This window comes from Streptococcus infantis, from assembly GCF_019929665.1.
GTDB lineage: Bacteria > Bacillota > Bacilli > Lactobacillales > Streptococcaceae > Streptococcus > Streptococcus infantis_H.
The window spans coordinates 249,280-267,193 of sequence record NZ_JAHZPZ010000001.1 but is presented as its reverse complement, the minus strand read 5'-3'; the positions used below and the strand labels follow the sequence as shown (position 1 = coordinate 267,193).

Below are 17,914 nucleotides of genomic sequence, written 5' to 3'. Positions count from 1 at the left end.
TTTAATTCCTTATCTTGTTTTTATGTAGTAGTTTATAAAGGACCCAAGCCAGGTAACCACCCAAAGTGTTGGTCCATAAATCATCAATCTCAAAGACCCGATTGAAATCAAAGAAAAAGTCTAAAACTAGCTGTGTGCATTCGATTCCCAAGCTCAATAAAAAGCTAAACAAAATCACACGCTTCGTTTTTCTTAGAGCAGGTATAAGATAGAGAAGCTGGAAAATTAATGGGAAGAGCAAGAGGATATTTAAAGCATTTTGTAAAAAGATCCAAAAGAGCTGTAAAAAGCTGGTTACTTCTCCCAGATTCCAAAGGGAGTTAAAAGGCGTCAAAAGAAAAACCAGGCGTCCAAAAGTTTGAATACCTGGAGTTTCCACTCCTGTAGGAAGTTGAGGCTGGGGAGTAAAACAAAAACAGACGATACAAACACTGTATAGCACGATTCCCAGGCCTAGTAATTTTTTTCGATTCATCTTATGGATTTACTTCAGCTACTGCTTTTTGGCGATCACGTTTCATGGTATTTGAACGCAATTGTCCGCATGCGGCATCGATATCTGTACCGTGTTCTTGACGAACAACACAGTTGACGCCTTTTTTCTTGAGTGTATCATAGAAAGCCATGACACGCTCTTTCGGACTACGACTGTATTGGTCGTGCTCACTGACCGGGTTGTAAGGAATCAAGTTGACATATGACAATTTCTTAATATTCTTGAGCAATTCTGCCAACTCAAGTGCTTGTTCAACTCCATCATTGACTTCATTAAGCATGATATACTCAAAAGTTACACGGCGGTTGGTTGTTTCGATATAATACTCAATCGCTGCAAAGAGTTTTTCAATTGGAAAGGCACGGTTAATCTTCATAATGCTTGAACGCAGTTCATTGTTTGGAGCATGAAGAGAAACAGCAAGGTTAACCTGGACTCCTTCATTGGCAAACTCACGAATCTTATGAGCCAAGCCAGAGGTTGATACGGTGATATGACGAGCACCGATAGCCATTCCCTTGTCATCATTGATGGTACGAATAAAGTTCAAAACGTTATTGTAGTTATCAAATGGTTCTCCAATCCCCATAACAACGATATGGCTAACACGTTCATCTTGTCCACGTTCGTCAAAATATTTTTGAACCAACATAATTTGAGCTACAATTTCTCCGTTATTGAGGTCACGTTGCTTCTTGATCAAACCTGACGCACAGAAGGTACAACCGATATTACATCCTACCTGAGTTGTTACACAGACTGATAAACCGTAGTGTTGACGCATAAGCACCGTCTCAATCAACATACCGTCTGGCAACTCAAAGAGGTACTTCACAGTACCATCGGCTGACTCTTGAACAATACGTTGTTTCAAAGGATTAACCACAAACTGCTCGTTGAGTTTGGCAATCAAATCCTTAGACAAGTTAGTCATTTCTTCAAATGTCTGAACACGTTTACGGTAAAGCCATTCCCAGATTTGATCCGCTCGGAATTTCTTTTCTCCTTGCTCTAAGACCCATTCTTGCATTCCTTGACGAGTTAAACTATAAATCGACGGTTTCATCTTTTCTCCTTATTTTCTAGTCTTTCTTACGGATGACGAAATGACGTTGTCCCTTTTCTTCATTCTGTGGTTTCTGTTCTTTACGGCGACGTCTATTCCTCTTGTCCGTATGATTTCTTTTCTTATTTTGAGAAGACTTTTTCCCTTTACGGTTGTCTTTCTCTTCTTCTTTCTTGCGCATTTTTTGGTCAAATGGTGCTCGTTTAGGAGTCTCATTTTCTAAGACAAAGTAGGCACAACCATAGCTACAATACTCGAGTAGGTAATCTTGTAAACGACTGATTTTCTCGAGAGATTCTTCAGCTCGCTCATTCTTGTAGAATCCTCGCAAGCGCAACTGCTCATTGCTCCAGTCTCCTACAATATAATCATACTTGTTTAAAACTTCCGAAAAGCGTTGAGTAAAAGCTGTTGCATCAAAAGCTTCCTTACTATTTTCAACCAAGTTGAAGGTAAAACCTTCAGCCTCGACTTTATCTCCAGATAGATGAAATTCTGGACCAGGGAATTTATTGTAATTGTATAATTCAGGTGCAATTTCTTTACGCATAATATTCCTTTTTAACGTTTACTTAATACTCTATTTTACCATATTTTTGCCATATTTACATCTTTTGATTTAAAATGAAAAAAGTCTGACGATTTCACCCTTTAATTCTAAAAGACACAACTGTACTAAAAAGAAAAAACTGGGAAAACCCAGTTTTTAAATATTATAGGTAAAGTAATTTGAAAAGTGCTACAGCGGCAATAGCAGCAGCAATCGGTGCAACTACTGGTACCCAAGCATACCACCATTTTGAATCACCCTTGTGTTCACCAAGGATTGATTTAGGAAGTACTGCGTGAAGAAGACGTGGTCCAAAGTCACGAGCTGGGTTCAAACCTGGTCCTGAAGGCCCACCAAGTGAAGTAACCAAAGCCATTACCAAGAAACCAAGTGCCAAGTGTGCAATACCAAGACCTGGTGACAAGAATGGAGCTACTTGTGTTTTCGCTTGTTCAAGATATGTAGCGACTTGTTCTTGAGGAATTGTTTGACCTTGAGCAGTCGCTTGTGCCACTTGTTCATTAATCAATGCTTGAGCTTTTGTAACTAACTCAGCACCAAAGAAGTTCTTTGTTAAACCAAGTGCTGCAAAGAAAAGAACAAATGATCCAATAAACTCATTGATAAATCCGTTCACAGTTGCTGCATAACGTGATTCTTTTGTTCCATGGTCGATACTTGAAATTGTTGAGAAAGTTCCCAAGATGTTATTTGGATTTTCTGTCTTCAAGTAGTAAGGACGGTGAGTCGCAACAACCAAGGCTTGTCCGAAGATTGCTCCCAAAACTTGTGCGATGATGTATTGGGCTACTTGTGACCAAGGGAAGAGACCGCTAACTGCAAGTCCAAGAGTGAAGGCTGGGTTGATGTGGTTACCAGAAACGTTACCAAACATCAAAGCTGGGATCATAACCCCCATACCGTAACCAACAGCGATAACGAGCCAGCCACTTTGGTGACCTTTCGTACCTTTAAGTTCAACGTTGGCAACTGCACCATTACCCAAGATAATCAAGATAGCTGTTCCCAAAAATTCAGTGGCATATTTGACTGCCCATGTGAAATCCATTGATAGATTCTCCTTAATATTTTTTAGACAATCCCTATTCTATCAATTTTTAAACCTTTTAGCAACAGATTTTCTAAAAGAATCCAAAGGGAAAACGCTTTTATTTCAAGTCTACAAAAAAGACCTAACAAACATCCTTTGTTAAGTCCTAATTTCGATTATTCTTGACGCTGACCAAAGTCCTTAATCATCTGCTCCATTTCCTCACGACTTGGTGTCGTAAGCATATAGAGATAGTCTCCTTGCAATTCAGCAAAGGCTGCCGGCATAATTTTCTTTACTTTGAACTGCTGACCATATTTAGCGAGCAAGTCTTCTTCTGAATAAACATAGTTAGCATTGGCGCGACGAGATGTTGCCAAGCAATACTGGGTTTCAAACGGAGACTCTGGGAATGCTTCACCTGCAACGATAGCTGCATAGCCCTTGTACAAATCTAAGGAATGCGCATAGTTATAGACATCAATAGTGAAGCCACCCGCTGGACGGTTATTGTACTCAATGGCAATATAATCATCACCCTCACGGAAGAACTCGATATGGAAGAAACGTTCTTTCATACCAAATTCCTTGACGATAGCCTCACCATACTTGCGAAGTTTCGGATCCATATCTTTAAGAACATAATAAGAATTGTCCATCTTGTAAATCATGAGATCAAGGGGTGTATGTGCATAGTCAAAGGTAGTTGAAAAGACAATATTCCCATCTCTATCCACCAAACCATCGAAGGTACAGATTTCACTAGAGGTAATAAATTTTTCAAAGAAATAAACTGTTGAATGGTCCCATTCAGCCTTAAAGTGGTTTACATCATCTTCTGTTTCAAGTTTGAAGGTTGCAGCTGCCCCAACTCCATTATCAGGTTTGGCAATCATGGGAAGACCGATTTCTTTCACAGCTTTGTCAACATCTGCTTCTGTTTCAATGACAGCACCTGGCACAACTGGAACTCCAGTTTTTTGGAAGAGTTTTTTCATTTCAGACTTGAACTTGGTCTTCTTGAGGTCTTCTGGTTTGGCACCAAAAACATTGAACTGTTCACGAAGAGCAGCATCCAACTCTAGCCAGTATTCATTATGAGATTCGATGCGGTCAATTGGACCATGCTTATAGAAAAGAAAGGCAACTGCTCGTTTAACCTCATCGATATTTTCAAGATTATCAACTCGGAAGTACTCCGTCAAGCTATTGCGTAATGGTTCATCTAGTTGTTCGTAGGGTTCTTGCCCAATCCCTAGAACTGTGATTCCTTTATTGGCTAGCTCAATACTAAATTGCTGAAAATTTTGTGGGTAATAGGGTGAAATTACAAGATAATTCATAAGCAACTCCTTTTATAGACTCATATGACCGAGGAAATAAGGCATTTGTTTGCGCCACCATTCCCAGTCATGGGCAACATCGTGCCCCCATTCTGCAAACCAGGCAGGAATTTGTTTTTGGTCAAAGGCTTCTTTTAACTTGTAGTAAGAAGGAAGGCCATCCTGTTCCCAAGCACCTAGTCCTGTACAGATGACAATCTCAGCCTGACGGTAACGATCGATAAACCAACCATCATTTTGATTCCAGATATAGTCTACTGGTGAATTTTGATAGATAGCATCATCGTTGTAGTAATCTCCAACAAAGAAACGAGCATCATAGACACCACTGAGGGCGATAACCTTGGTAAAGACATCTGGATGATGGAGGAAGAAATTCAAAGCGTGATAGGCTCCCATAGAGCACCCTGTTGTCATCATACCGTCAAACCAGCCTGTCTTGTGCTTGATAAAAGGAATAGCTTCTTCAATCACATATCGTTCATAGGCACGGTGCATCTCAGCTTGATCATGACTATTTTTCCAAGTCGCAAGCCAGCTCTCACTATCTACACTTGAAAGGGTAAAGAACTGCACGCGACCTTCTTCAATAAAGGATGCACAAGCATCAATCATCCCAAAATCATAGTATTCATTGTGGCTACCACCTGAAGAAGCAAAGACAACAACTGGGATGCCTCCATGTCCGTATCGATTGACATACATTTCACGGTTAAGATGACCACTCCAGTGGCTAAGATGTTCAATATGCATATCCTGTCTCCTTTATACTAATTACCAATTTTCTGCAAAAAAGCGTAGGCAAGCTGGAAGATTTTCTGACCATGGCACTTCATGGTGAATGGCTCCAGCCTGAACCTTGAGAGAGAGATTTTCCAACTCAACTCCTCCTGCTATCAAATCATGATAATAGCTAAGAGAAGAGTCAATATAGGCCTGCTTAATATTACCAGCCATAAGGGTCTTATCCGTGTCATCCGCCTCTTCCGTTCCAACATAGATGAAGACACGCTGGTCAGGTAATAGTTTTTTACGCTCCATATAGCGATCAAAGGCCTCTTGGTGAAGCCAGTTGGCTGATGAGAACACTCCCAAACACCCAATCTGATCCTGATACTCCAAGCCAATAAACTGAGTAATATTGCCGCCTAGAGAAGACCCAACCATAGCAGTGTGCTTGCGGTCTGATTTTGTACGATAGTTTTCATCGATAAAGGGTTTGACCACTTCCATGACAAACTCAGCGTACTCGACTCCCTTACCACCAAACTGTTGACCGGGAATATTAGACTCCTGGAATTTCCATGCCGCATACTCATTCATCCGTCCTAGACCATCATTATCAATAGCCACTACAATCATACGGCTGATATCTGGATTCCGTTTAATGGTAGGAATGATCTTCCATGAATGACCGACATAGGATTCTTTACTGTAAAAGACATTTTGACCATCATGAAAATAAACAACCGGATAAGTGCGATCCGTGTCTTTCTCGTAGTTTTTCGGGAGGAGAACACGTACACGGCGGTCCTTGCCTGTGTATGGAACCTTGAGTTTATGCTCTCGCATTTTCAGGTAAAAGTAGGATTGATTCATTGTCAGAAAACTCTCTATATTCAAAATTTTACCTAATTATATCATAAAAATAGAAAAAAAGTCAGTTTCCATCCAGATTTAGGACAATAAACTAACTTTTTTTACTTATTTTATCTTTTCCTCTGGTTTTTCTGATTAAAGGAGGTCATCAATTAACTCATCAACCGCATCTTTCTCAGCTTGAGGGGTAATTTCAGTAATCATAATTCCTGCTACTGCTCGCTCAACCAATCCTTCAACATCCATACGTGTTTCATACTGTTCAGCATTCTTAATTTTAGGATTTGTTTTGGGACGATCAGGCGCAAAAATCGTACAGCAGTCTTCAAAAGGTTGGATAGAAATTTCAAAGGTATCAATTACCTGAGCAATATCTATGATTTCCAACTTATCCATGGTCACAACTGGTCGGATAATCGGTGTATTGGTTACGGCGTTGATAGCCTGCATACTTTCTAGGGTTTGGCTTGCCACCTGACCAAGACTTTCACCATTGATGATGACCAAACCATTTCTCACTTCACGGATACGGTCTGTAATGCGCATCATAAAGCGGCGAGTCAGAGTCATGAGGTAAGCTTCTGGTGCCTTAGCCTTAATCTCTTCTTGAATCTCCGTGAATGGCACTTCGATAAACTGGATATTCCCACCGAACTTGGTCAATTTACGGGTCAAATCCTGCGCTTTCTTGAGGGCACCTGGACTAGTATACGGTGGGCTCGCAAAGTGAACAGCCTCTATATCTACTCCACGTTTCAAAGCAAGATAACCTGCTACAGGAGAGTCAATCCCCCCTGACAACATGAGCATACCTTTCCCAGAAGTGCCAACTGGCAAACCACCAGCCCCACGAATGGTCTCATAGGAAAGATAAGCCGCCTCTTCACGAATCTCCACTTGCAGATTGATATCGGGATTTTTCATCTGGGCTTGTACATTTGGAATGGCATCAAAAACAGCACCACCAAGAACTTGATTGAGTTCTCGACTATCCAGTTCAAAGTTGTGATCACTACGTCTACTAGAGATCTTAAAGGTCATACCTTCCTTATAGATGTCCTGCATAATCTCTTGAACAGCAGATTTAAGAATTTCTACAGATTTTTCAACCTTATATACTGGAGAAAAGTTTTGAATCCCGAAAACCTGTTTGAGAGACTCAGCTACTGCTGCATAGTCGGCTCCATTAAGATAAGCATGGGCACGGTCGCGATCAGCAGTTACCTTGACTTGAGGATAGATAGATAAAACATCTGAGATATTATTACGTAGTTTATTGATGAAACGCATACGGTTTTTACCTTTGGTTGAAAGTTCCCCGTAGCGAATCATAATTTCTGAATATTGCATGAATGCTCCTATCTTACTTTTCTAGTTTGATTGTAAATTAATTTTAGTTTGGTCAAAAATTGCTCAACTTGACTCATGTCATTTTCTAGGTCTAGGCTGACGCGTACTGCTGACTGAGCCTTATCTTTTTCAACACCCATGGCAATCAAGGTACCCGCAGGTTTTCCTGCCTTGGACGAGCAAGCAGAGGTTGTGGAAATGAAAATATCATAGTCTTCAAATGCATGAACGATGACTTCACCACGGACACCCTTAATTCCAAAAGTCAGAATATGAGGAGCAAAGTCTTCCTCACCTGAGAAAACAAAAATATCTGGATATTCGAGTAGAGCTTGACGGATGACTGCCTTCATCTGACTTGTTTTGATTGTAAACAAATCCAGTTTTTCCATGGCCAAACGTAAGGCCTTGGCTGTTGCTGCAATTCCTGCTACATTTTCAGTTGTTGAACGATAGTCACGCTCTTGGCCACCACCAGTTAATAGGGGGATGATTTTCTTGCCAGACTTGATATAGACAAATCCAACACCACGAACTCCGTGAAATTTATGACTAGAGAAGGTCGCAAAATCCACTCGGTCAGTCAAATACTTTTCTGTCGGAATCTTAGCTAAAGCTTGAACGGCATCAACATGGAAGGAAATCGTTGGCTTATCTGCCAAAAGTTCTGAAATAGCTTCAATAGGCTGGATTGAGCCGATTTCATTGTTAACAGCCATGATGGAAATAAGTGTGGTATCAGGTCGTATTAGACTTTCTAATATCTCCAAATCCACAAAACCTTGCTCATCTACTGGTGCAAAATCCACCTCAAATCCTTGAGTCTGAAGCCAAAGAGCAGACTCCTTAACCGCTGGATGCTCAATTTCTGACACGATGATGTGTTTACCAAACTGAGCTTTTTCAAAAGCGACACCTTTGATAACCCAGTTATCTCCTTCGGTACCACCAGAGGTAAAGAATACTTCTTCGCTTTTCTTACCAATTAAATCTGCAATCTGCTGACGAGAAGCTTCTAAAATTCTGGTAGACTGATCACCCAAACGATGAAGGCTAGATGGGTTACCAATAATTTTTGCAGACACCTGCATGTAAGTTTCAAGTACTTCAGGATAAGGCTTGGTCGTAGCCGAATTATCAAAGTAAATCATTGTTTCTCACGCTTTCTAAAATCACTCCTTCTATTGTAACACGAAACAGTTCAGGCTACAAGAAAGGCCGTTCAGGTTTATTTAAGTTTTTTTTAAAGATTTTAGGTATAATGAATCATAGTAAAGGAGAGCTATTATGTCTAACTATCGTAGAAGATCAAAACCTAAAACAGAACACATCAAAAAAGGGTTTACTGTCTTTCAAAAAACCATTGCAACGATTGCTAGTATTCTAGGTTTGATTACTGCTAGTATCACGATTATGAATGCCTTTGATAAAGATAAAGATAAAAAAGCTACAAATCCGCAAACAACTATTATCAAGGAAATCCAAAAGGAAAGCCCTGCTCAATCAAACGCTCCTGCACAGAGCCAACCAAGCAATCAAGAAACCACTCAAAAAGAAGAGGTTCAAACTCCTAGCAAGAAGGAGGATACAAAATCAGATAACAATTCTCAGAAAAATGAGCAATCTGATTCTTCTTCAAACACTCCAACTACTGAAGCAGGAGTTAGCGCAAATAACGGGGCATCTTAAGCATTTTTCAATACCAACGGTTACTTCGTTGGTATTTAATTTGCAGTTTTCTATACTTTCGAATCACAAAAAACCAGGAACTAGTGTCCCTGGTTTTTCTTTTTAAAACAAGCTATTCTGCATCGAATTAAGATTCGTACTTAGTCTTCTTTCCCTTTTTTGATAAAGGTTGCAGAAAGAACCAATCCAAGACTAGCTAGGAATGCTAAACCTACTGAATCTTGCTCACCAGTTGCTGGAAGTTGAGCTTTGGCTTCAGTTGCTGGAGCATGTGGTTGTTCTTGTTTTTGGTTTGTTGAAATTTGAGCTGGCTTGTGATCCGCAATTGGTGTAACTGGGTTTGCAACAGGCTCTTTATATTCTGGAACCTCATTCTTAGCAGCTTCAACTGCGTTAACGCCACCCTTGAACTCTGGAAGCTCATTCTTGTAAGCTTCAACTGCGTTAACACCACCCTTGAATTCTGGGAGCTCATTCTTGTCCGCTTCAACCCAATTAACGCCACCCTTGAACTCTGGAATGTCATAAACAGCCGCTTCTGCAGCATTAACGCCACCTATAAATTCAGGAATTTCAACTACTGGTGGTTCTTGATCGCCCTTACTTGAAAGGACTTCAGGTTCCGGAGTTGGTTTTGGATCTGGAGTTGGTTTTGGATCTGGAGTTGGTTCTGGATCCGGAGTTGGTTTCGGATCTGGAGTTGGCTCTGGATCCGGAGTTGGTTCTGGATCTGGAGTTGGCTCTGGATTTGGGGTTGGTTCTGGATCCGGAGTTGGTTTTGGATCTGGAGTTGGTTTCGGATCTGGAGTTGGTTCTGGATCTGGAGTTGGCTCTGGATCTGGAGTTGGTTTCGGATCTGGAGTTGGCTCTGGATCTGGAGTTGGCTCTGGATCTGGAGTTGGTTTCGGATCTGGAGTTGGCTCTGGATTTGGAGTTGGCTCTGGATCTGGAGTTGGTTGCTCAGGTTCTTCTGAAAGTTCTTGATAGTAAGTCGTCATTTCATAGAACTCTGGTTTGCCACCCTCCCAAATGAGTTTAACATCAAGTAATGGAGCCTTATCTCTGACTGCAAATGTTTGGAAGCTTGAAGTAATTGCTCCCAAATCTGTCCAAGCACCGTCTCTGTCTGTTTTCAGAGTACGAGCGAGTAAACGAGCTGCTACTCCTTGAGGCAGACTAGAAACAAGTCGGATGTGGTTAGCGTTTGTTGGTTCTGACAAGTGGTAAACCAACTCACCTTGGTCTTTCTCAGCCTTATAGCTTGTCAAGACTTTGCCATCTACAAGATTTGTGTATAGGTTGCCTCGACTTTCTCCACCGTTTCCTTGAACAGTTGGGTCGTTGATAGGTTTCACAAATTCGCCGTCATTGATAACCAACTCAGTAAATCCAACAAAACGAGCATCGTAATTAGCAGTGAAGAGAACACGGAGATAGTTAGCTTTAACTGGACTTGCAAGTTCACCTTCGATGTAGCGATTTCCAGGCATCTTAGAATCATGTGTCCATCCATCTGTCAATGAATCATCACGCATTTCATTAGCGACACCATCACCTACTGTCACAACATCTGTCCATGTCTTACCATCTTGACTAACCTGAATTTTACCATCACGAAGATAGTTCTTCGTACCATCTTGGATATAGGCTCTAATCTTCTTGATTTCACGTTCACTACCAAGTTTCAAGGTAATATGACCATCTTTACGTGCATAGTCAGAGAACTCTACAAAGTTATTGTAAACACCATCAAACAACTGATCCAAATTCTTGATCTTACGAACATCATTTGCACCATAGTAGGCATCAATTCCCATTGATGTAGAATCAAGTTTAGTTGGCTCCACTTCTTTTGTCTTAACGAGTAGAGATGTTGCTGTCACTGCTTGTTCTTGGTCAGTCTTATTAGCCAAACGAGCATAACGTACCAAGGACTTATCAGTTACTTGGCTAGCTGGATACCATTCTTGTGCATTTGGAGAGAATTCCAAGTCAAGGGCTGGATTTCCAATACCGATAGCCTGAATACTTTCAGCCTGGTGTAGACGGTCTAGCTTCATACCCAAGTAGCTATGAGCTGGAAGCTTAGTTCCACTTGGAATTTGCATGTCATAACGACCGAGACTGTCATATACTGGAGTTGATTTCAAACTTTCAACATTAGTATCTGTCATCTCGCTATTGCCAGCACGTGTTTCAACTGAGAAGTCAGCGATACGCCACCATAGATTGATATTCTTGGTGTTACGAACACGGATGTAGCGAGCTGAAATTGGAGTTTCAATTTCTTTGGTTTGTTCACCAGCTAAACGATCCAATTCTTGCCATGAATTTCCATCTGTAGAATACTCAAGAACACCTTCTGCCAATTTATCTCCTGAACCTTGAACGAGACGAACCTTAGTTACTGGTTTGACTTCACCCAAGTCTAGTTGTACCCAACCATCGACTGGAGTTGTATCCGTGCGATCAGCATTTGCAAGCATGGCTTCCGTATTATCACGGCCATCTGTAATCTGAGCAACTGTCGTGTTGTACTTGTACATGAGATTTGGACTGATGGTCACTGTAGCTGTCTGTTTAGGACGACTTACTTCTACAGGACGATTAACAGCAATTTCTCGCACAGCAAACCAAGTATTATCACGATCAGAAGTGGCAATCATTCGAACAGCTTTAGCATTGATATTGAGATTTTCAAATTTAAGAAGAGGCTCATTACCAGTGTAGCTTGGTTCTGAAAGTGTTACCCACTCATCATTTTCATTGAGGTACTCAACTTTAGCATTGTTAAAGGTATCGCGTGGATTTGCTTGAGTTCCCATTGCAAATGTCAAGTTTTGGATTGGAACAGCCTTATTAAATTTCAAGCCGATGTAGTCACCAGTTTGGATGCTGTTTGGTGATTTGATAAGGGCATGTGTTCCTAAATCTCCGTCAGTGACTTCAGCAAGTCCACCTTCTACACCTGTACGGTTTGTGATAAAGGTGCTGATTACTTGGTCTGGGTGTAGGGCTTTTTGAACTTCAGTTGCCAAGATTTCACGAAGTCCAAGCAGGAATGGACGGATATGTTGTACACCCAACTCAGCTCTTTCATCATGGTCTACATAATGGAAAGTATAAGTTTGTGATTGTTCATAAAGTTTTAAGCCCTTGTAATAGCTATCCCAAAGTCTAGCAGAATCATTGTTTTCAATAGCTTCTGATCCATCTAGGAAAGCACTCAAAGCATCCATTTGGTCAATGGCATTATCCAACCAATAGTGGATTTGAGAACGCATCTTTTCGTCACCAGATGCTTTATAAAGTTGTGCTGCAGCTTTTATTTTAGCAAATTCTGCACGCAAGTCAGCACGCTCTGCATTGACATCTTGACCAGCTTTCAACTTAGACATGAAGGCCGCCAATTTTGGTGCAAGTTCAACAGACTCTTCCAATTTCACAACACGACCATCCATGTTTTGGTTGATCATATGTTTACCAAGTTCACGGAAGGCAACAGATGTTTCACTGTCAGTAAATTTACCTGTTTCAACAAAGTTGAAGGCGATGTCATTTACTTTCTTAGCTTCTTCTTCAGATTTCCATTGTTTCCATGCGTACTGAGCTGCTGAAAAGAGGGCAATCTTAGAAGGCTCAGATTGTTGCATTGGGTTCAACATGATACCTGAAAGGAGACTTGGGTCCACATTTGGATGAAGGAATTTCTCACCGCCACCCAAAATCAAGTGTTGTTTAGAGTTATCTGTAACAGGCCAGTTAATCCATAGAGAAACTGGGCGGTATGTCTTACCTCCTGCAGTCAGATTATTCTTAAGGTTTGAAAGGAAGCTTTCAGATACTTCACCCCAAATCTTACCACCAGTAAGGGTCATAGAAGTTGAAGTTGGAAGATTTTCATTTAGAGATTTCAACTCATCTTCACGACCATTACCCCAATACTGACCAGGAACGAAGATCATTTCCTTACGAAGGCCAACATAAGTTGCTTGTTTTTCAGTCAACCAATCTGTCATGTCCTTCATCAAGCGGTTGTAGCTATTGTAGCCACCAACTGGACTTGGAGCATCATCTGCCAAAATACCGAACTCACGAACGCCGACATCCATCAATTGAGTGAATTTAGCCTTAATGGTTTCAAGGTCTTTTTGGTAGTCAGCATCGTTGCCAAAACGGATACGGTTGTTCATGAATGGGTGGATGGTCCAAACATAACGAGTCTTGTTTTGGTTTCCGACACGCGCCAATTCACGGATTTCAGCTAATTTTTCTTCTGGATAAAGTTCACGCCATTTCTTGTTGTGGTATGGATCGTCTTTTGGAGCAAAGAAGTATTGAGTCAACTTCAAGTCACCACCATAGCGCATCAATTCAGCACGATCAGCATTGCTCCATGGATTTCCATAGTAACCTTCGATAAAACCACGATTCTTAATTTCAGCGTAGTCTTCAACAGTTACATTACGTAAAACTGGAGCTTCACTTTCATTAAGCATGTGTTTAAGAGTCGTCAATCCATAGAAGACAGCATCTGTATCTTTACCGACGATAGAGATTGTATTGTTCTTAATTGACAAAGCATAAGCATCAATCTTATCAAAGAGTCCTTGAGAAATACCAGATATTTCTTTTTCTGCCTGTGAATGTTGACCATGAACACCAAGATAGATATTTGTAGCACCTGCTACTGCTGCTTGACTGCTTGTGTATGAGATTTGATGATCTTGTAGAACACTCTTCAAGCGGTTGCGAGTGTAAATATCTAGATGGTCTCCCATAACAAGATTAACTTGTTTTTGAAGTTTAGTGACACCTTCACCGTAAGTAACTTTTTGTGGTGTTGGGAATACCTTGTATTCTTTCTTGAGATAGTCTTGACTTTGTGCTGCAGCAGCGATCGCATCATCACTGGCTGGTTTTGTAGCTACAAAGCTATCCGCAAGTTCAGTTGTACCATCACTTACTTCTTCAACTTTTGGTTTTTCTGGAGTCACCGGTTTCTCAGGAGTTACCGGTTTTTCTGGAGCAACTGGCTCTTCTGATTCACTATCAGAAAGTGGCTTGAGCAGTTGAATTTCTGCAGCACTACCAAATCCTGCGACACCTGACAGAACTTTAAATTCTACCTTATTGGTTTCAACTGCTGCAAAATTAACCGTTTTTTCTTTAGTATTATTTTCCCAAGTTCCTGAAGCAACCTTAACCATTTGACCATCTTTTTGAGCATAGATTTCATAAGATGTCACGACTCCATTACCACCACCAGGACGTGGAAGATAAGTCAAACCATTGACTTTTTCAGGAGCATTCAAATTCATGGCAACGGTATATGGAGCACGGTCTCCAGTCCATTTTGAATGCCAGAAGGTGTTCGGATCATTGTCGAAAGCTTTTTCTACTGGTCCTTCAGTCTCTGTTCCTGGTGTTTCCTGACTGCTTGCAGAAACTGTGAAGTGATCTGTTGGGATTAAACGTGGGTTTACAAATGCTTCATTCGACAACTCTGCACTATGCAAGATTCCTTGGAAGCCACCGATTGTTTCAAGTGGAAGTACCAAGCTATTGTGAGCCAAGCGAGGATGAGCTGGATTTGCAATACGCTCAACCTTTTCGCCATCTACATAAACTTCTGTTTTTTGTGGTTTCGTAACAACAGAGATTTGATAACGTTTATTTTTCTCTAGTTTCTTGTCAAATTGAATATGGAATTGTTCAAATTTATAAGCTAAGTAGCCATCCTTGTCTGCAAGATAAAGTTTATTGTCCCCACTTGTAGAGAAGACTTGCTCTCCATCACCTGTAACAGTTACATCCAATTTCAAAACATGACTCGGACCAACATCACCTACTAAACCTTCGATACTAGAATCTTTTTCAAAATTCAAACCTGCTTCTGTTTTCTTCACATTCTTAGCAAGATATTCCTTGATCGTTTCTGGTTTAATGGTGAATAGGTCGCTATCTTCTATTGTCTTTTCTGGGTTTGAACGTGGTGCATAAACACTTGTTGGTTGGATACGGTCTGCATAGGTCTTAGCTGCACGATCTGAACCCCAAGTGCGTTCTGCAGTTGATTGCATACTCTTGAAGAAGCGTTTAAAGATATCAAAAGATGTCAGTCCAGTTTCATGTAAGTCAATGTTGTCATTCCAGACTGCATGACCACCACCAAGGATATTTGGATTAGATGCTTCTAAGCGTGGTCCTCCACCAGTTGAGAAGTCATTTGGTGTCCAGCGGTTGTATTGAGTTTCATAGTTTGCATAATCCCCATAACCACCTTGACTATTGCTTCCACTTGGAACACTGTAGGTTGGAATATCTGTGATATTGATAATCTTGGCACCCTGAGCAATTGCTGCCTGTGGACGTTGCCAGTGGATACTCCAGATATCCACTTCTACATCTTTCCAATCCACTGGCGTAGTTCCTTGTTTGGCAGAGAGTGAACCCCAAATACGTGGTGTTAAGCCCTTACCTTTGATGTACTGAATCATATCATTGACATAACGACGATAACTTTCAGGACTTCCATAGTACTCATCTGTACCGATATGAACTGTTGAAACGCCACGAAGTGGTGCGTCTTCACCATCGAGTAATTTATCATAGACTGATTTAACAAAAGCCAGCGTTTCTTCGTACTTGTTATCCAAGTCGAGCATTGCTACACGTTCTACATTGTGTTTTCTCGCACTAAGTTGACCCTTGTACATCAAGTCTGGACGGACCTTAACAAATGAAAGGGCGTGGCCTGGTGTATCAATTTCAGGAACAAGGTTGATATGCAAAGCTTTAGCTAACTTGATAATTTCTTGCATTTCTTCCTTGGTATAATGCTCGTCAGATGTTAATTTTTCACCATTTTCACCGACAACATCAGTTTCTACACGGAAGCCTGTCTTGGCATTTTTAAGAACATAATCCAATTCTTCTTGTTGGCTGAGATGTTTACCTTCCACGTGTTTATCGAGGAAGATATAGTTGTCGTTCAAGTGCAATTGAAGATCGTTCATCTTGTAGTAGGCCATGTTGAGCATGATATCTACAAGCGTATCATAAGGGATAAACTTACGACCTGTATCTAGCATAAAGCCACGGTGACTAAAGCTTGGGTAATCACGGATTTCTCCGTTTTGCAAGTCATTTTCTCCCAACTGAAGGAGGGTACGTGTAGCATAAAATGCTCCTGCATTGGTCGCAGCTTCTACAGTGATAACTCCATCTTTAATGGTGATACCATAGCCTTCTTTACCATAACCCTTGTCTTCAACCTTTTTAAACTCAATACGGTTTTGCGCTTCTTGACCACCGGTTGCGACTTCCAAACCACGATTTTCAAGGTCAGTTTGGTAGAACTTAGCTTCCTTGTCAAACCCAGAATTCCCAACGGAAATGACAGTTTCTGAAGTAATAGAAGTTTTACCTTCAGTGCCGTACCATTGTTGAACTGCTGGAGCAACTGCAGGTTTGGTCCCAACACCTTCATCAGCATGCAAGCCTTTAATGACAACTTCAAATTCTTTTGTGAAGGTATGGTTATCATTGGTTTGTTGGACCATCACTTTGACATGTTGTTCTGTCAGCGGTGTGTAGATTTTATTATTTAGGTCGATAACACCTTGCTTATTGCTTCCAATCAAGCTAACTTGACCAGGTAATTTAGGTAATACAAGTGATTTTCCGTCTTCAGCAACCGCTATTTCTGTAACTTGACGAATATCTGTTGGTTTGCTGGTGTCTGGAATATTTGAGTAGGCACGAATTTCTTGAATACCCACATTTTTCCATTGCATAGTACCGGCTTGATAATCTGTAATTTCAAGTTTAAGATACTTAGCTTGAACGGCTTCTTTTAAGTCAACTTTTTCATCTAGAACCGGAGTCCCTGTTCGTTGATGAGCCAACTTCCATTCTCCAGGACCTGATCCATTTACTTCGTCTTGACCTGCATAATAGAGATTCCAAGATTTGATGTTTGGATCATTTTGCTCGCCACGAACACGACGATCCCAATCAATTTCCACATGCTTGATTAAGGTTGTCTTTTCAAGCTTAAATTCGATTGTTGGTTTCACAACATCACGGTCAGTTGCCCAACGAGTATCTGGATTTCCATCAATCGCCTTCTCAGCAGTAAATGGTGTGTTCGCTTCATGGTTTGATGCTGTCGCAGTAGCCTTTTCCAAATGATTGACATCTGGAGTTTCAACCAAATCTTTAGTAACTGGCTTTTCTGCTGGTTTAGCTACTGGTGCTGCTTCTTCTTTTGGAGTTTCAGCTGGTTTTGGTGTTGCTTCTTCCTTAGGAACTGGAGTTTCAGCTGGTTTTGGTGTTGCTTCTCCAGTATTTTTAGGCTGAGCTTCCGCATCAGTCGGATTCGTTTCAGTAGGATCAGTTGGTTTTGCTGATTCAGCTTTTTCAATAGCTGCTGCTATATCCGCTGGTAACTTATCCAGGGGCTGAACCTGTGTCACCGTGCCTTCTGTCTCTGCAGGCCCTTCTGTTTCTGCTGCTTGAACCATACCAGCACCAAAAATGCTTGCACCAATCATGACAGAAGCAGCGCCTATTGCAAACTTACGTATACTGTAATGACACCGTCTCTCAAAAAAATGTTTTCCCATTTTCTTTATTTCCTTTCCAACGCTTAAATTGGGTAAGCGTTCTCATTTCCCTTTTAAAAAGGGAGGACCAAGAGGTCCTCTCTAGGTGTTTGGTTTTCTCCATTACAATAAGTTAGGAGTTTGAGTTTTCATAGTATAAA

Annotated in this window: 11 protein-coding genes; 1 reads left to right on the top strand and 10 read right to left on the bottom strand. The window is 41.0% G+C overall.

Going from position 1 to position 17,914, the window contains the following annotated elements; all coding sequences use genetic code 11:
* Position 1 precedes the first annotated feature (1 nt).
* The 9 genes from K1I61_RS01195 to K1I61_RS01155 all read right to left on the bottom strand — a co-directional run bounded on the left by K1I61_RS01195 (position 2) and on the right by K1I61_RS01155 (position 8,606).
* A complete protein-coding gene (locus K1I61_RS01195; protein ID WP_223332798.1) occupies positions 2–475 on the bottom strand; it encodes a VanZ family protein in 474 nt (157 codons plus the stop codon).
* 1 nt (position 476) lies between these two features.
* Positions 477–1,562 (bottom strand): dual-specificity RNA methyltransferase RlmN, encoded by a 1,086-nt coding sequence (gene rlmN, locus K1I61_RS01190; protein ID WP_004253810.1) that lies wholly within the window; start codon positions 1,560–1,562, stop codon positions 477–479.
* Between the two features lie 16 nt (positions 1,563–1,578).
* Positions 1,579–2,112: a YutD family protein gene (locus K1I61_RS01185; protein ID WP_006148789.1), complete on the bottom strand. Its 534-nt coding sequence runs from the start codon at positions 2,110–2,112 to the stop codon at positions 1,579–1,581.
* A gap of 163 nt (positions 2,113–2,275) precedes the next feature.
* Positions 2,276–3,181 carry an aquaglyceroporin Gla gene (gene gla / locus K1I61_RS01180; RefSeq protein ID WP_223332797.1) on the bottom strand — a complete coding sequence of 302 codons (906 nt, stop codon included), beginning with the start codon at positions 3,179–3,181 and terminating at the stop codon, positions 2,276–2,278.
* 158 nt (positions 3,182–3,339) lie between these two features.
* Entirely contained in the window at positions 3,340–4,506 is a 1,167-nt protein-coding gene (locus K1I61_RS01175; RefSeq protein WP_223332794.1) for an ATP-grasp domain-containing protein, read from the bottom strand.
* Between the two features lie 12 nt (positions 4,507–4,518).
* A complete protein-coding gene (locus tag K1I61_RS01170; protein ID WP_223332792.1) occupies positions 4,519–5,259 on the bottom strand; it encodes an esterase family protein in 741 nt (246 codons plus the stop codon).
* 21 nt (positions 5,260–5,280) lie between these two features.
* Entirely contained in the window at positions 5,281–6,105 is an 825-nt protein-coding gene (locus K1I61_RS01165) for an alpha/beta hydrolase (protein WP_223332790.1), read from the bottom strand.
* A 135-nt stretch (positions 6,106–6,240) separates the two neighbouring features.
* Complete coding sequence (gene thiI / locus K1I61_RS01160; protein ID WP_223332788.1) at positions 6,241–7,455, bottom strand: tRNA uracil 4-sulfurtransferase ThiI; 1,215 nt, start codon at positions 7,453–7,455, stop codon at positions 6,241–6,243.
* A gap of 8 nt (positions 7,456–7,463) precedes the next feature.
* Complete coding sequence (locus K1I61_RS01155) at positions 7,464–8,606, bottom strand: cysteine desulfurase family protein (RefSeq protein WP_223332786.1); 1,143 nt, start codon at positions 8,604–8,606, stop codon at positions 7,464–7,466.
* A gap of 136 nt (positions 8,607–8,742) precedes the next feature.
* Between K1I61_RS01155 and K1I61_RS01150 the strand changes: the two genes are divergently transcribed.
* Positions 8,743–9,144: a DUF6556 family protein gene (locus K1I61_RS01150; protein WP_223332785.1), complete on the top strand. Its 402-nt coding sequence runs from the start codon at positions 8,743–8,745 to the stop codon at positions 9,142–9,144.
* A gap of 140 nt (positions 9,145–9,284) precedes the next feature.
* Here the strand turns inward: K1I61_RS01150 and K1I61_RS01145 are convergent, their stop codons facing one another.
* Positions 9,285–17,774, bottom strand: coding sequence for an SIALI-17 repeat-containing surface protein (locus K1I61_RS01145; RefSeq protein ID WP_223332784.1), 8,490 nt, complete (start codon positions 17,772–17,774; stop codon positions 9,285–9,287).
* Positions 17,775–17,914 lie beyond the last annotated feature (140 nt).

Excerpts from the sequence above, each read along its gene's own strand:
- K1I61_RS01170 (WP_223332792.1), bottom strand. The coding sequence starts at position 5,259 with ATGCATATTGAACATCTTAGCCACTGGAGTGGTCATCTTAACCGTGAA.
- K1I61_RS01150 (WP_223332785.1), top strand. The coding sequence starts at position 8,743 with ATGTCTAACTATCGTAGAAGATCAAAACCTAAAACAGAACACATCAAA.
- thiI (WP_223332788.1), bottom strand. The coding sequence starts at position 7,455 with ATGCAATATTCAGAAATTATGATTCGCTACGGGGAACTTTCAACCAAA.
- gla (WP_223332797.1), bottom strand. The coding sequence starts at position 3,181 with ATGGATTTCACATGGGCAGTCAAATATGCCACTGAATTTTTGGGAACA.
- K1I61_RS01155 (WP_223332786.1), bottom strand. The coding sequence starts at position 8,606 with ATGATTTACTTTGATAATTCGGCTACGACCAAGCCTTATCCTGAAGTA.
- K1I61_RS01195 (WP_223332798.1), bottom strand. The coding sequence starts at position 475 with ATGAATCGAAAAAAATTACTAGGCCTGGGAATCGTGCTATACAGTGTT.
- K1I61_RS01185 (WP_006148789.1), bottom strand. The coding sequence starts at position 2,112 with ATGCGTAAAGAAATTGCACCTGAATTATACAATTACAATAAATTCCCT.
- K1I61_RS01175 (WP_223332794.1), bottom strand. The coding sequence starts at position 4,506 with ATGAATTATCTTGTAATTTCACCCTATTACCCACAAAATTTTCAGCAA.
- K1I61_RS01145 (WP_223332784.1), bottom strand. The coding sequence starts at position 17,774 with ATGGGAAAACATTTTTTTGAGAGACGGTGTCATTACAGTATACGTAAG.
- K1I61_RS01165 (WP_223332790.1), bottom strand. The coding sequence starts at position 6,105 with ATGAATCAATCCTACTTTTACCTGAAAATGCGAGAGCATAAACTCAAG.
- rlmN (WP_004253810.1), bottom strand. The coding sequence starts at position 1,562 with ATGAAACCGTCGATTTATAGTTTAACTCGTCAAGGAATGCAAGAATGG.